This window comes from Saccharopolyspora spinosa NRRL 18395 (assembly GCF_000194155.1).
In the GTDB taxonomy this organism is placed as follows: domain Bacteria; phylum Actinomycetota; class Actinomycetes; order Mycobacteriales; family Pseudonocardiaceae; genus Saccharopolyspora; species Saccharopolyspora spinosa.
The window spans coordinates 644,027-658,596 of sequence record NZ_GL877879.1 but is presented as its reverse complement, the minus strand read 5'-3'; the positions used below and the strand labels follow the sequence as shown (position 1 = coordinate 658,596).

Here is a 14,570-nt window from a genome sequence, read left to right as displayed (position 1 = left end):
CGAACGCGCGTGAGGGGGCATCCAACACCAACGGGTAGGAGAACATGCGTGATGGCGAACCACAGCGATGGCATCGGGAGTGCTCTTGCAGCCCTGGCCCGCGAGGGCGTGCACGAGGTGGACACCTCCACACGTCGGCGGGCGGAGTACTCCTCGGACGCGTCCTTGTATCGGGTGCTTCCGTCCGCTGTGGTCTTCCCACGCCACCAGGACGAGATCGACGCAGTGGTCGAGGTATGCCGGTCGGCGGGCGTGCCGTTGACCGCCCGCGGTGCCGGTACCTCGATCGCGGGCAACGCGATCGGTGAGGGCATTGTCGTCGACTTCTCCCGCCATCTGAACAGAGTGCTCTCCATCGACGCGGAGTCCGCCGCCGCAGTGGTGGAACCGGGCGTTGTCCTCGACGACCTGCAGCGAGCGGCCGCCGTCCACCAGCTGAGGTTCGGGCCCGACCCGTCGACCTACAACCGCTGCACGATCGGCGGGATAATCGGCAACAACGCGTGTGGGTCGCGAGCCTTGGCGTACGGACGTACGTCGGACAACGTGCACGCACTGGAAATGGTCGCCGGCACCGGGGAGCGCCTGCCCCTTCCCAACGCGCAAGGCATTCACTCACCCACGCTCAGCTCGGTGGAGCATGTGGTCAACGCGCGGCTTGAAGTGATCCGCACCGAGCTCGGACGGTTCGGGCGCCAAGCATCGGGATATGCCTTGGACCACCTTCTTCCCGAACGTGGCTTCGACGTCGTCAAGGCCGTGGTGGGGACCGAAGGCACCTGGGGCCTGTTGCGTCAAGCTACTGTGCGGTTGGTGCGTCCCCCAGAGCACACGGCACTGGTGCTGCTGGGATATCCGGACATGGCTACCGCCGCTGATGACGCGCCCGCTTTGCTGAGATTCGATCCGGTGGCGGTGGAAGGGCTGGACGCCCGGATCGTCGATGTCGTCGGTCGTCGCCGGGGCACGGCGGAGATGCCTGATCTGCCGCGCGGCGAAGGGTGGCTGTTCGTCGAAGTTGCCGGGGGCAGCCGCGCGGAGCTCGAAGCCACGGCCAACTCGGTCATCCGCACCTCAGCCGCGATCGAGGGGCGCGTCGCCACTTCACCGGCTGAGATGTCTGCCATCTGGAAGATCCGTGAGGACGGCGCGGGGCATGCCGCGCGCATCAATGAGGCGAGGCCCGGCCTGGCCGGGTGGGAGGACGCCGCCGTACCTCCCATCAGACTCGGTGCATATTTACGTCGGTTCGAGAAGCTGTTGGGCGAGTTCGGGCTGAGCGGTGTGCCGTACGGCCATTTCGGTGACGGTTGTGTCCACGTTCGCATCGACTTCCCGCTCGGGGAGTCCAACGGCAAGCGCGTCTTCCGCGACTTCCTGGTAGAGGCGGCCAAGCTGGTGGCCGAGCACGGTGGGTCCATGTCGGGAGAGCACGGCGATGGTCGCGCCCGTGGCGAGCTGCTGCCGTACATGTATTCCAACGCAGCGCTCGAGGCTTTCGCCGCTGTTAAGGAAGTCTTCGATCCGGCAGGCATTCTCAACCCCGGTGTCATCGTCCGGACACGGCCCGTCGACGCAGATATGCGTCTCCCAGCGGCCACACCGATTCGGGCCAACCTCGGGTTCGCCTACACCCAGGACGCTGGGAAGCTGGACTCGGCAGTGCAGCGCTGCACCGGGATCGGCAAGTGCCGTGTCACATCGGGAGGCGGTGTCATGTGCCCGTCTTACCGAGCTACCCGAGACGAGAAGGATTCCACCCGGGGTCGTATCCGCGTGCTGCAGGAGCTGGCCAACGGCTCTCTCGAGAAGGGCTGGCGTGGGCCCGAACTGATGGAGGCCCTGGACCTGTGCTTGTCGTGCAAAGCGTGCTCGTCGGAGTGCCCCACGGGCGTGGACATGGCCGTGTACAAGGCCGAAGCGTTGCACCAGCGCTACAAGGGGCGGCTCCGCCCCGCATCGCACTACGCCCTGGGATGGCTGCCGTGGTGGTCCCGGATCGCCTCTCGGGCGCCCAAGGTTGTGAACCGGCTCATGGCATCGCGCTTCTCCAGCTTGGCCAAGCGGATGGGAGGTGTGGACAGCCGGCGACCATTGCCAGCCTTCGCCGAGAAGACCTTCCGTTCGTTGTTCGCCGAACACCCACATCAAAGCGGCACTCCGGTCATGCTCTGGGTCGACACGTTCACCGAGCACTTCACCCCGGCAGTCGCCGTGGCCGCGGCGCGGGTCCTCGAGTCCGCGGGCTACTCGGTGTCGATTTCGCCTCGCGGGACGTGCTGCGGTCTCACCTGGGTCTCGACCGGCCAACTCGGTGTGGCTCGTCGGCTCCTGGCGAAGAGCATCCGATCGCTCGCGCCGGTCGCCCAGAGCGGAGTGCCCATCGTGGGTCTCGAGCCTTCCTGCGCCGCGGTATTCCGTGGGGATGCGCAAGAGTTGCTCGGTGACGGCGAGGACGTCGCCGCGGTCTCTGGGAATGTCGTCACATTGGCTGAACTGCTCGCAGGCACTGAAGGTTGGCGGCCACCGCGCCTCGACGGCGTCAACGCCGTGATGCAGCCGCACTGCCACCAGCGTGCCGTGATGGGGATCGACCGCGACCGGCAGCTGCTGTCCGAGGCCGGAGCCAAAATTTCGACAGTAGACGGATGCTGTGGTTTGGCCGGAAATTTCGGTGCCGAGCGCGGTCACTACGATCTGAGCATCGCGGTGGCACGCAATTCGTTGCTACCCGCCGTTGAAGATGCACCAGAGGGCGCGGTAGTGCTCACCGATGGCTTCTCCTGTCGAGTCCAGCTCGACCACTTGGCGCAAGCGGGCGGGAAACATCTCGCTGAACTGTTGGCAGATCACCTGACGGCCGACGGTATAGATTCGAACGAGGGCGAAGGGCGTGCCCGCCGCCAGCGCTAACAACTCTCGTTCCCCCGAGATGCATACGAGAAGCCGAGGTTGTGTCACCCAACTTGAACGGGATCACGGCCTCGCGTCCGTGTTGATGCTGTGAGCATCGCGATGCTCACAGATGGTGCAAATGACTGCGCTGGGGCGGGGTGGGCGTCGCGCTGGCGGGTCGCGACGAGTCCGTGGCCCGGATGCCGTTCTACGACTTCGGTGCCCGCGCTGGACGATTCGGCATTCTTCACGCCGTTCATGCCGCACTTCGATCCCCGGTTCGGTCGCCCGTCGGTGCCGTTGGAGACCTATCTGCGGTTGATGTTCCTCAAGCACGTTACCCAGCGGCGCGCAGTCGAACACCGACCGGGTTTCGCAGACTCATCAAGTGGCGCACCGGCTGCGAAGGACGGATCAGCCACCTCAAACACCACTACTCATGGAACTGCACCCGCCTGGACGGCATCGACGGCGCCCGAACCTGGTGCGGCCACGGCGTCCTCGCCCACAACCTCGTCAAAATCGCCACGCTGGCCCACGCCAAGAGCGCATAACCCCTGCAGGACAACCCGCCCCACCCGGCACCGCCGTACCACTGACCCGCCATCCGACCGCAGCAGCGAACCCCTGCGCAGTCCATCACCACCACAACGACTTTTTCAAGTCGAAGTAGCTAGTGTCCTGCGCCGGAAATTCGTGAGATATATTTGTGCAGGGTGTTGAGGATCTCGTCTGCGGTCTTGGTCCAGGCGAAGGGTTTGGGGTCGGCGTTCCAGTTCCGCGCAGCGCAACACAATCCGCGCCCGCACCGCCAACCGCGACGACCCCCGGGACCATCGATGGAGCTGATCACGCTCGTCATCACTCAAAACGAACTCGACATCAGAATCCGCCATTCACGGACCATATCAAACTAACCAACGAACTTCCAGCGCAGGACACTAGTGCAACGTCCGCTTGTTCATTGGACGCCTGTCGGCGGCCTAGGTTCACTCGAACCGCGCGAAACCTGGGTGGAGCCAATGGACAGGACGGCCCCGGCGGGATCGCCCTGCTCGACCACACCTCGTTCGAGGTACTTGGCCGCTGGGAGACCGACCGCGGCGACCAATATCTCGCCTACGACGTGTGGTGGCACCTCAACCACGATGTGGCGGTGACCAGTGAGTGGGGCACGCCGTCAATGATCGAGGACGGTATCGTCGGCGAGCTGCTGCTCGGCCGCAAGTACGGCCACGCCCTGCACTTCTGGGACTTGCGGCGCCGACGCCACCTGCAGACCGTAGACCTCGGTGACCAGTACCAGATGCCGCTGGAGCTGCGGCCGGCGCACGATCCCACCAAGACCTACGGATTCGTCGGTGTCGTCATCAACGTCGAGGACCTGTCGGCTTCGATCTGGCTATGGCAGTGGGATGGCCAGGCCGCAACGGTCACCAAGGTCATCGACATTCCCGCAGAACCTGCCGACCCGGAAAGCCTGCCGCCGCTGTTGCAACCCTTCGGCGCGGTGCCTCCGCTGGTTACTGACATCGACCTGTCGGTGGACGACCGGTTCCTCTACGTCTCGGCCTGGGGTACCGGCCAGCTGCTGCAGTACGACGTCTCCGATCCGCTGCACCCCACGCTCACCGGATCGGTCCGGATCGACGGCATCGTCAACCGGAGCGCACATCCGGCAGCACCAAGTCTGCCGCTGGCCGGAGGTCCGCAGATGGTCGAGGTGAGCCGGGACGGGAAACGGGTCTACGTCACCAACTCCCTGTACGGCGCGTGGGACGACCAGTTTTACCCGGACGGCGTCGGAGCCTGGGCGGCCAAGCTCGATGTCGACACCGAGTCCGGAGGGCTGAGCTTCGACACCCAGTTCTTCCCACACGGCGAGGATTTCCGGGGCCTGCGCGTACACCAGATCAGGTTGCAGGGTGGGGATGCGTCGTCCGACTCCTATTGCTACCCGTGACCGGCGGGGAGATCGCCGCGTTGCTCGCGCTCGGCGCCTTCCACGGACTCAACCCGGCGATGGGCTGGTTGTTCGCGGTCGCACTCGGCTTACAAGAACGGAGCCGGACCAAGCTGCTGCGGGTGCTGCCCGCGATCGCGACCGGTCATGCGGCCGCGGTCGCGATCGTCGCGATGGCCGTCGGAATCTCCGGGTCGGTGCTCACCGGGCGGGTCGTCGGGATCGTCGGCGGCTTGTTACTCGTCGGGTTTGGGCTGTGGCGGCTGTTGTCCCGCAGACACTTCCGCTGGGTGGGTATGTGCCTGACAGGATGGCAGCTCGCGGCCTGGTCGTTCCTGATGTCCTCAGCACACGGTGCGGGCCTGATGTTGTTGCCTGTGTTGGTCGAGCGTCCGGCTCCGGTCACCCACCAGCATCATCACATGCCAGCGACCACGGTTGGGTCAGGTGGGCTGGCCGACGCCGTACTGCACGCCTCGGTGGCGACGGTGGTGCACACCGTTGCCATGGTCGTGACGGCTGGCGTGGTTGCCGTGGTCGTCTTCGAGTTCCTCGGCCTGCGAATCCTGCGATTCGCCTGGATCAACCTCGACCGTGTGTGGGCGATCGCGCTGCTGGGGGCTGGCGTGGCTGTCCTGTTCACCAGTTGAGCGGCTGGGGTACTGGCAGAAGGTCATTGCTCACACATTGATCTTGGACGCCCTCCTCCCATGTCCGCATCGCGGCCCCACTTCACATGATCTTCACGGAATCAATCATCTAGAAATGCAGCCGCAACGTGAGTGATCCGGCTGCGACCGGCTTTTGCCGGGGCTGAACGGCCGCACACACTGAGCCACATCCTCGTGCATTCCCACAAGCATCACCGCAGGAGGGACCCGGCGCTAGCGAAAAACGACATCAACGCCGGCGGACGATGGTCACTAACAGTGGTTACAAATAGGGGTCACAAACAGTGGTCACTGCGTCACGATGTGATCGAAGTTGGGTGGCGGGCCCACCGTGCGGCGCAGAGTGTCAATCACCCGGCGCTGGTTGTCATACGGGCCCGAGATGTAGCACGGCTTGCCCTGGTTGCCAAAGGTGATGCCGGACGGGCCTTCCCAGGTACCGAGGTGGTCGGCGGCCTTCAAGAAATCGGCATAGGGTTCGAAACCGAGGCCGCGCGCGTACTCGACGGCGCCGAACACGATCTCCTGTGCGAGTTCGATCGGAGCCTCCTTCCAACCGTTCGGGAAGGGTCTGAAGTATTCCGGCAGGAACTGCCGCAGGGCGACGTCGTCGGTGATGTCCGGCCCGAACGTGTTCTTGACTCCCAGGCAAAAGACGTCCACCAGGTATCCGCACACCGACACCTTGTCCCAGCGGTGCCTGCGCGCAATCAGCACGCTCACCAGCCCGCCGGTGTCGTCCTGTGCTGGTTCAATCACGTCGGGTCGGCCGACAACGGAAAGTCCCTGGCTCCAGCCCACGTTGATCCAGCAGCCAACGAGTTCCGGCAACTCGGCCGTGGCGCGACCTTGCGCCGCGACGGCACGCACCAGCGGAGCCACCGCAGACGGACGTACATCAAGAGCACGGGCGATTTCCTTCGGCGACTTGCCTTCACTGCGTAGCCGACGTACTTGTTCGAGAAGCTCGGTCTTTTCCACGGGACGGGACCTTATACCCGGTAGCTCGCGGCGCCGCACGGTCGCCACGACACCGTCGGGCACCTCGGCGATGTCGCCAACCCTCCCAGCATTCCAACCACGCAAAGGCCCGATCTCCGGCAAGTCAGCGCAAATCATGTTCGGTGAACGATGCCACGCTCGACAACAGCAACGGAGAGCATTACTACCGAGTGGCAGATACGGTCCTTCCCGTGACGGTCGAGCAGGAGCACCCGGCTACACCAGCCTCGACTTCCCAGGCCTCCGTTGCGTCCAATGATCAACGAGCCAGGTGAAGGTCTTCGGCGTGGGCGGCCACGACGGTTCCCGTGGCGCGGTTAACGGCTTTCCGGGCTCCGGCAAAGCTTGCAGAAATCTCAAAGTCCTGCGGTGTCGAAACGTTGCATCAGGCTCGGCTTGCGCCGGTGATCTTCCCGAAGTTGTTGGTAGCGTTCGGCGAACTTCGGTTCGTCGCCGCTCCGTGCACTGAGAGCATTGAGATCGATAAGGAGACTGACGGCCGCGTCGTATTCACGCTGGTTCTTGGTGGCGATCAGTGCATCCACCCGCTTCCACGCGGCTTCCTCGTCAGCGGCGAGCGCATCAAGCCGCTTCTCGCGAGCGACAGCGGCCTCGCGCTCACGGCGGGCGCGCAACCCTTCGGCGCGGCGAACCTCCTCTTGCAGCCTTTCGGCTTCGCGCTCCGACGCTGCCTCCAACAGCTCACCGACTGTGCGGGAACCTGCCACAGGCGAAGTCGCGTGCAGACCACGATAGCGCCGTCGGAGATCGGCAATGCCACTTCCATCGCCATTGGCAGCGCGGACGAGGAGCGCGTCTTTTTCTTTCTGCGGCATGCTTTTCACGAACTTGGCGAGCCCGTCGTCCGAAGGCCTGGCGCCGAGCGGCGGGCTGGCTTGTGCCGCAACGGCCAGCAGGTATTCATCGATCCGAAGGAACTCCACCAGTGCGCGCTGCGATCCGGTCAGCTTCGACAGCCCAGCGGGAACCGGAGGTTCGACCTCTTCGGCATCGATGTCCTCCCAATCAAGGTAAAGGCCGATCGTCGCCAGCCAAGCGAGATAAAGAGCACGGTAGTCGCCACCAGCCAACTCCTCGCGGATCGCAAGCATGGCCCCCAGCTTCGGATCGCTGGTGTATTCCCACTCGCCGCTTTCGTCGCGGTACGTGAAGCTGAGAATGACGTGGTCACCATGCTGCCAAGCGCTGGTCAGGTCGTCATCGACGCAGTACGGCTGCGCCGTCTCGAGATCAAGCAGCCGTGCGGGCAACCGAACCATCAGTTGCCGGTCTCCCCAGTTCGCGAAGTAGAGGAAAGCGTCGAAGTAACGCTCCATCAAAACGCGCGGACTGCCTCGGAAGTCGCTCCAGTGATACTCGTTGACGAACCTGGTCGCAGAAATGTCGGCCCGACTCGAAAGATCCCGAAGTTCGAGCTGCTGCTGTTCATCAAGCGGCTGATCAACAGCCAAGAACTCGTAGTACTGGTACTCGCTCACCGGTGCCCCGTGCTGCTGGAAGGTTGATCGTTCCTCGCCTGTGCAGGCTACGCGCCACCAACCCACCCGAGTCACGTGGCCAAGCGGGCTGCGTCCGCGCGGTTCGGGGCTACGAGAGCCGGTTCTGTAATGCCGGGACGAAAGTCACCCACTACGACGATTTGAACGTCAGCACGGCCCCACCGCGATCCTTCGAGTCCCTGACGCCGACAAGCTTCGCTGTTCTCGCCACCTCGACGCAGTTCGAAGTCGATCCTGACCTGCTTGACTTCCGCCACTCCGCGCGGGACCAATCCATCACTGTCGCTACCTCCGGAAACACTCTGAGGTTCAGCCGAACCGCTCAGCCTTGACGGCGGCTAAGAACGAGGCCCAAGCCTGCGACTGGAAGGCCAACGTCCCCCCGTCCCGGTCCTTCGTATCCCGAACCCCGACCACGTCGGTGCCAGCGCCAACCTCGACGCAGTTGGACTGGCTTGCGCTGCGAGTCGACTTCCGCCAGTGGGCGACCTCGACGCACATACCGCCATGTCCGTTGCTGTAGCTGGACTTCCGCCAAGTCTGGGACGTCACACTCGTCACCCCTCTAGCTCGTCGGCCCGTGCGGCGATCAGCTTCGCTGAATCGGCAGGACTCATCGCCACCCGTTGGAGTGTATCCAGCACGTTTGCGTAGTCGGCAACGTCGGCTGGCTCGTCGAGGAAGGCACCCAACCGGCGTTGCTCCAGGTGGACGATCGGTCGAGCCTTCGGGAATTCGAGCAGCACGAACGAACCTTCAAGACCGGGATGGGCTGCGACCTCTTCTGGGATGACCTGGATCATCATGTTTCGGCGCTTGGCGATTTTCGCGACATAGCGGAGCTGCTCAGCCATTACGCGTGGGCCTCCGACTACTCGTCGGAGCACACCTGCGTCGACGAAGGACCGGAACGCGACGCCATTGGGCTTGGTGAGGATCTCCTGACGGCCGATGCGAATCGCAACGCGTGTCTCGATGTCAGCGGGCTCCACACCGCTGCCACGCATGACGGCTCTTGCGTAGTCGCTGGTCTGCAAAAGCCCAGGTACCAGAATCATGTCGAGACAACGGATCAGGCTCGCGTCGCGCTCGAACTCAAGCAACCCGGTGAGCTGCTTCGGCAAGCCTGGAATGCCGGTCTCCCACCAGCCAGGCTGGTCCTGTTCGCGCGCGAGCTTCAGTAGACGGTTACGGTCCTCGCCTGTCACGCCGAGTATGGCGAGGATCGCGGACACGTCGGCTTCGGTGACTGTCTTCGTGCCGTTCTCGATACGACTCATCGTCGCCTTGGACAGGCCGAGTCGCTTCCCGACCTCCTCCTGCTTGTAGCCGCTCTGGTTTCGGAGCTGCCGCAGTTCGGCTCCCAGGCCTCGCGCACGAGCACTGCCATTCATGTTGAGCAGCCTAGATCCTCCGGTCGAGGATCTCGTTCACCCAGATCGGGAATAGATCAGTTTCAGAAACTGACGATAAATTCTGAGAAGATCCCAAGGAGGTTTTCGATGAGTGACTACTTGACCTACGTCTGGCGCCCGGTCACGGGTGGTCGCCACGCGTTTCCCATCGCAGCAACGAAAGCTCCGCAGGAGGAGCAGGTGAAAGCGTTCTGCGGAGCAGAAGCTAACGCGGCGGAGCTGCACGACCGGTCCGAAGTGGACTGGATTCGGGAGGACACCTGCATGCGCTGCTGGCACACCCTCACCACCCGCCTGTGACCACCCGAGGACGGCGCAATTTCGCGAGAAATTGACCGTCACCCCGGATGAACGCCAATTTCTCGCGAAATTGACACCCCTCGACCAACCGAAGGAGAACCACCGATGTTCTGGATTCAGCTCAGCACGTTCGTCCTGTTCAACCTGCTGATCCTCGCCCTGCTCACCACCCAGCTACCAGCAAGAGCCATTGCGTTCTCAACAGCCCAGCACGCCGGAGGCGGCGAAGGCGCCTATACGGTCTGGCACCTCATAGCCGATATCGAAGCCGAAACTCGCGCCGCCGCTGCAGAACACCGGACGGAACCAGAACATCCCCACATACCACCCCGCATTCCCCACCACAGACCCCGACGAACCCACCGGGCGTCACCATCTCCGGGCCTGACACCCAGACCGGGCCGGTGCGATGACCTTTCCCCGACCTCCGCCGCACCGGCCCGCGCCCGGTGGCGGTGCGAATACACCCTCCCGCGCGCCCGGTCACCGACCAAAAGCGTTCCATTGGAGTGATCTCGCCAAGAATGGTGTGGGGGGCTGTTTCTCGGTGTTCCGGTGTGATCGACTCGGGATCCGGTTGGGGGTGCTCAGGACGAGGGCAGGTCGTGGGGCCCCTGGCAGACGAAATCCGACGAAAGATGATCTTCGACCAGAGAAGGACCCACTGGTCACGTATCCTGCCAAACTCGATGTCCCCGTGTACTGGTCCTGTTCGTCAGCAGGCTCCAGGCCGCCGAACACCCGCCGCCGGGGCACTCGGCGGCAGCGCCAACAACTCTTGCCGCAGGTCCGCGGCCTGGTCCCCGACTTCCCGGTTCTTTGGGCCCCGGCCAGCACCGCGAACGCGGTCACCGCCAGCGCCGAACCAACCCGATGACGCCCCCCGCGCGGCTTGCGCCCATCAGGCACCCTACCCAGCATCTCCACCAGTGCGCCCACACCAGCAACTCCGACATCATCGACGCACCCGATCCACCGGCAAAAGGAGAACGCGACTCCCGGACATGCGACATTGACAACGGTGACCTCTCGCGCTGCGATCATGCTGGTGTAGAAACTCGCATCATTGCAGGCCAGACGCCCGGCTTCACGCGAAGATCACAGACTTTGACGTTCCCTGCCTCCCCAGTTCCCGCCGCCACTATCTGAACGTTCCGCGCCCCATACGCCGGGGAGTCCCTCACGGCTGCAATCCAGGACCTACACCGCTTCCATTGCGTTCACCCCGATCTCGAAGGGATCGCCGCTCCCTGCCACCACCCTCATTGGCGGATGAGTAACGACGCCGCAGATTTCGCCTCACGCTACGGACCGCTCAGTCGCTCCCCCCTACCAAGGGCTTTCGATACTGGTTCGACCCCACAGGTTTCCCCACAACGCCCCAGTCTGCTACCGGGCCTCCTGGCAGCTACCCGAACCGGACTTAGGAGTCGCGCAGATTGGGGTGGCGGAGTCGGCCCGGATGTGACGCAGGCACGGCCTCGGTGATCATGAGGTTGCTGACGCCCCGTGATCACTGGAGAGACCGTGCCTGCCGTTCCATCATGGCTTACTGACCCCTTGTGGGACCAATTCGCCGCGCTGTTGCCCGCCCGGCCTAAGTTCGCCACTGGGCGTCCGCTGCGTTGCCACCGCCGCCGCATCCCGGACCGAATCGTGTTCGACAAACTGCTGCAAGTGCTGCGGTTCGGCTGTCCCTACCAGGGCATTGCCGACACGACCTGTTCGGCGAGCACCATCCGCAACCCCACGATGAATGGATCAAGCTGGGTGTCTTCGCCCAGCTCAGACAGATCGTACTGGAGGCCTACGACCGCATCGTCGGTCTCCTGCTGGAAGACGTCTCCGTCGACGGGTGTATCACCAAAGCCCCTGGCGGCGGCGAGATCGCCGGACCTTCTCCGGTCGACCGACGCAAACAAGGCATGAAACGTTCCCTGTTGGTCGAGGGCTACGGCATCCCGCTCGGGCGCGAACTGGCCGGGGCCAACCGCCACGACTCCCCACTGCTGGCACCCACTCCGGACCACATCTAGAATTCCATAACCGGTAAGGTGATTAGCACATCTGACAGCTTGCGAACTAGGAAAATTGGCTCAGCAACGTTGATCACACGTCTGGGTTCTGGTTAGGCTAGGCAGTGTGACGGCATACTTCGCAAAGCAGCTACTGGGTTGGAAGGCGAGCAGAAAGAACAAGCTCGGCTGGAGCTTGGTCCCCAACAGCGCGGACGTAGACAGCGCTGAGTCGCTCCGACTGGCCGCCGGTGTCCTCGATGCACTTGGAGTAATGTCTGGGGTGCCGTCGAAGGTACCTGCTAGTCCGGGCAGCCCGTTGGAGCAATGCGTTGAAACAGATTTAAAACACGAACTACCGCGACTCGATGTGGGGCGTCACTGGGAAGTTCGAAACGGAGCCCTCATTACCGAGTTCGCCCAGTACACTCACCTCAAGGCAGTGGACGCACTAGTTCAGGAAAACCCAGAGCTGCGGATAACGATTGGTCGCGACTACCTGATCCGACCTGACGTCACAGTTGCCCTGCAGGATCTCGATGTCTTGGGGTCGCCTTCTTTTCTTCATGCAGCAGTGTCCTGCAAATGGACCATTCGATCGGATCGTGTCCAAAACATTCGCCATGAATACAGCCAAATGACCAGACACCGGCGCGGGCGCCAGCCGCACCTCGTTGCCGTAACAGCGGAGCCCCTTCCCAGCCGCCTCGCGTCAATCGCGCGTGGTACTGGCGAAGTCGATGCTGTCTACCACATCACTTACGAGCAACTGGATAAAGCTGTTTCAAATATTGCAAACGAAGATCAAAAAGCCGCATGGAAGGAGTGTGTGGGGCAACACAGGATCCTGCCGTATAGCACGTTGGCTAAGACATTGGCTCGATGGTGAAGGGCGACTAAAAGCGACCCTTGGTAACCTACGCCCACTTGCGGGCACGGTAAACCCGGTACCCTCTTCGTTGTGCGGACCCGCGCCCATGCAGCTGCGAACATATGGAGAGGCCAGGATGGAAGTAACTTGGGAGACATCTCCGGACCAATATCCACCGGAGGCATACGCCCCCAACGGCGAACTCTGGTGGCGACTCACGACCGCTCCGGGCAGGAGTAGGCAGCGATTTGGCGCGGAGCAAAAGATTGCCGCCTGGCTAGCCTTCAATCGCCAGGTCGGCGAGACCTTTACGATGCGAGCCCTCCGCGTTGCACTCGGTAACAACGAGATCCCCGACGATGCCGAGCACCTGAATTGTCGGCTTCGGACACTTCGCAACCGCGACGGGTGGGAGATACCGTCGCAAAGAGATGACGGCTCACTTGCACACAACGAGTACCGCGTCAATAGGGTTGGCTGGCATCCAGGCACTGACTTGCCTCGCCCACAGAAAGATCTCCCTTCTGACAGTACTCGACGAAAGGTACTGGAACGAGACAGCCGAATTTGCGCAATATGTGGAATTGTCGCCGGTGAACCTTATCCAGATCTTCCTGAAAAGAAGGCCAGAATGACAATAGGCCACAGGATTCCCAGCAAGAGGGCAACGAGCGCCGCCACTGTTGACGAACTGCAGGCTGAGTGCGCACGCTGCAATGAGACCGCACGGGATGAGATTCCTGATCCCGTCACACTTCCCGAAGTCATGCCGTCCATCCGAAACATGAAGCGCGCCGATAAGAGCGAGCTGCTGCAGTGGCTCGAAAACGGCAGAAGAAGGTCGGAGGTCGAGGCTGCTTACGTAACGACCCGTCAGCTTTCCAAAACAGAACGCGAACGCCTAATTGTCAAATTACGTGCTATGGTTGGACAGAAGTAAGCAAGCTAGCGGAGAAGCCGCCCAACTTACTTCAGACACATGTACAACACCCGGGCGGCTACTGCTTCACACATTACAATCCAAACCCAGACTCATACACAAGAACTGAGAGCGTTATTCACGTGAGTTACCAGCCGAGTCGATAGAATTCGAGCGCCGTGACGATGCGGATGATGTTGGAGAGTTCAGCGAGCCGCCCTCGGTACCCGGTGGCAAGTATCTTCCAATTCTTTAAATGTGCGAGGCATCGCTCGACGGCAGATCGTAGCGATGAGATCGTTTTGTTGTTTTTCTTATCTGCCGCCGAGAGTTCGCCGCCTTTCGGCTTCTTGCGAGGCGTAATCGCGCGAGTTCCCTGATAGGCAGGGTCTCCGATGAATGAGGTCTCGACTAGAAGATCTTCCCAGCCGGACTCGGTGAACGCCTTTCGGTCGTGCATGGATCCGCATAGAGGCGTCGATATTCCCAGCAGACCTCCCTCCGTATCGGCGGCGACCTGGATGTTCAGCCCAGCACGGCGACGTTTGCCGGAGTAGTTGTCCTCGTGACCAGCACGGTTACCGGTCGGCACATCGGTGCCATCGACCAGGACGAGCCGGCCACGAATGGCCTCCTCGAGGTCTGGCACATGCAGACACAACGCCTCTCCGATCAGCGGCAGTATGCCTCGATAGACCCGCGATACGGTCGGCTGACTGACGCCGAACAGATCACCCACGGCCGCCTGGTTTAAATTCTGTCGGACATACACCAGGGTGAGCGTGACCGCGCGATACAGCCCCACCGTCGGAGGCCACACTTGTTCTTTACGGCACTGGACGATCTGCCAGATCCGGGCAACAAACTCCTCAATCTGGTCAGCAACAAGCCCCGTAGTAGACTGGTAACGCAACGGCTCCACCTGTAAGTCGTGTTCTGTGAGAAGAAAACGATCTTACTCGATTGGGGCCGTTGCCCTATTTTTAGGTGATCAAGTCG

At 62.5% G+C, this 14,570-nt stretch carries 12 protein-coding genes and 2 pseudogenes; 8 read left to right on the top strand and 6 right to left on the bottom strand.

The annotated features are described in order from the left end of the window. Positions 1–51 precede the first annotated feature (51 nt). The 4 genes and pseudogenes from SSPN_RS0122250 to SSPN_RS0122235 all read left to right on the top strand — a co-directional run bounded on the left by SSPN_RS0122250 (position 52) and on the right by SSPN_RS0122235 (position 5,508). Positions 52–2,913 carry an FAD-binding and (Fe-S)-binding domain-containing protein gene (locus SSPN_RS0122250; protein WP_010309061.1) on the top strand — a complete coding sequence of 954 codons (2,862 nt, stop codon included), beginning with the start codon at positions 52–54 and terminating at the stop codon, positions 2,911–2,913. 299 nt (positions 2,914–3,212) lie between these two features. After that, a pseudogene (locus SSPN_RS51565) lies at positions 3,213–3,449 on the top strand (ISNCY family transposase); the annotation flags it as partial. Between the two features lie 410 nt (positions 3,450–3,859). Next, positions 3,860–4,858 (top strand): selenium-binding protein, encoded by a 999-nt coding sequence (locus tag SSPN_RS45010; protein WP_010309055.1) that lies wholly within the window; start codon positions 3,860–3,862, stop codon positions 4,856–4,858. After that, positions 4,855–5,508 carry a hypothetical protein gene (locus SSPN_RS0122235; protein ID WP_010309052.1) on the top strand — a complete coding sequence of 218 codons (654 nt, stop codon included), beginning with the start codon at positions 4,855–4,857 and terminating at the stop codon, positions 5,506–5,508. The genes SSPN_RS45010 and SSPN_RS0122235 overlap by 4 nt, the downstream gene beginning before the upstream one ends. 309 nt (positions 5,509–5,817) lie before the next feature. Here the strand turns inward: SSPN_RS0122235 and SSPN_RS0122230 are convergent, their stop codons facing one another. The 5 genes from SSPN_RS0122230 to SSPN_RS0122215 form a co-directional block, all read right to left on the bottom strand. Then, positions 5,818–6,510, bottom strand: coding sequence for a helix-turn-helix domain-containing protein (locus tag SSPN_RS0122230; protein WP_029535613.1), 693 nt, complete (start codon positions 6,508–6,510; stop codon positions 5,818–5,820). A 377-nt stretch (positions 6,511–6,887) separates the two neighbouring features. After that, the gene (locus SSPN_RS0122225; protein ID WP_010309046.1) at positions 6,888–8,030 is read right to left on the bottom strand and encodes a hypothetical protein; all 1,143 of its coding nucleotides are present in this window, start codon (positions 8,028–8,030) and stop codon (positions 6,888–6,890) included. Positions 8,031–8,181: 151 nt separating this feature from the next. Continuing rightward, positions 8,182–8,328, bottom strand: coding sequence for a DUF397 domain-containing protein (locus SSPN_RS51555; protein WP_083822005.1), 147 nt, complete (start codon positions 8,326–8,328; stop codon positions 8,182–8,184). Between the two features lie 32 nt (positions 8,329–8,360). Further along, the gene (locus SSPN_RS45005; protein ID WP_101377194.1) at positions 8,361–8,603 is read right to left on the bottom strand and encodes a DUF397 domain-containing protein; all 243 of its coding nucleotides are present in this window, start codon (positions 8,601–8,603) and stop codon (positions 8,361–8,363) included. A gap of 5 nt (positions 8,604–8,608) precedes the next feature. After that, complete coding sequence (locus SSPN_RS0122215) at positions 8,609–9,445, bottom strand: helix-turn-helix domain-containing protein (protein ID WP_010309039.1); 837 nt, start codon at positions 9,443–9,445, stop codon at positions 8,609–8,611. 108 nt (positions 9,446–9,553) lie between these two features. On the opposite strand from SSPN_RS0122215, the gene SSPN_RS0122210 reads away from it, so the two are divergent. From SSPN_RS0122210 to SSPN_RS60115, 4 genes and pseudogenes are all read left to right on the top strand, one after another. Next, positions 9,554–9,766, top strand: coding sequence for an HC3 family zinc finger protein (locus SSPN_RS0122210; protein ID WP_010309035.1), 213 nt, complete (start codon positions 9,554–9,556; stop codon positions 9,764–9,766). 1,527 nt (positions 9,767–11,293) lie between these two features. Then, positions 11,294–11,793, top strand: a pseudogene (locus SSPN_RS51545) (transposase); the annotation flags it as partial. A gap of 115 nt (positions 11,794–11,908) precedes the next feature. Continuing rightward, on the top strand, positions 11,909–12,670 hold the full coding sequence (locus SSPN_RS51540; protein WP_010309026.1) for an NgoMIV family type II restriction endonuclease: 762 nt from the start codon (positions 11,909–11,911) through the stop codon (positions 12,668–12,670). An 88-nt stretch (positions 12,671–12,758) separates the two neighbouring features. Beyond that, the gene (locus SSPN_RS60115) at positions 12,759–13,592 is read left to right on the top strand and encodes an HNH endonuclease (protein WP_211301610.1); all 834 of its coding nucleotides are present in this window, start codon (positions 12,759–12,761) and stop codon (positions 13,590–13,592) included. A 127-nt stretch (positions 13,593–13,719) separates the two neighbouring features. Here SSPN_RS60115 and SSPN_RS51530 read toward each other — a convergent pair whose 3' ends face one another. Further along, complete coding sequence (locus SSPN_RS51530; protein WP_237710444.1) at positions 13,720–14,493, bottom strand: transposase family protein; 774 nt, start codon at positions 14,491–14,493, stop codon at positions 13,720–13,722. Positions 14,494–14,570: the final 77 nt, after the last annotated feature.

What these genes read in the sequence shown, in the direction of transcription:
- SSPN_RS0122250 (WP_010309061.1), top strand. Translation starts at nt 52, where the DNA reads ATGGCGAACCACAGCGATGGCATCGGGAGTGCTCTTGCAGCCCTGGCC.
- SSPN_RS51555 (WP_083822005.1), bottom strand. Translation starts at nt 8,328, where the DNA reads ATGGATTGGTCCCGCGCGGAGTGGCGGAAGTCAAGCAGGTCAGGATCG.
- SSPN_RS0122215 (WP_010309039.1), bottom strand. Translation starts at nt 9,445, where the DNA reads ATGAATGGCAGTGCTCGTGCGCGAGGCCTGGGAGCCGAACTGCGGCAG.
- SSPN_RS0122210 (WP_010309035.1), top strand. Translation starts at nt 9,554, where the DNA reads ATGAGTGACTACTTGACCTACGTCTGGCGCCCGGTCACGGGTGGTCGC.
- SSPN_RS60115 (WP_211301610.1), top strand. Translation starts at nt 12,759, where the DNA reads ATGCAGCTGCGAACATATGGAGAGGCCAGGATGGAAGTAACTTGGGAG.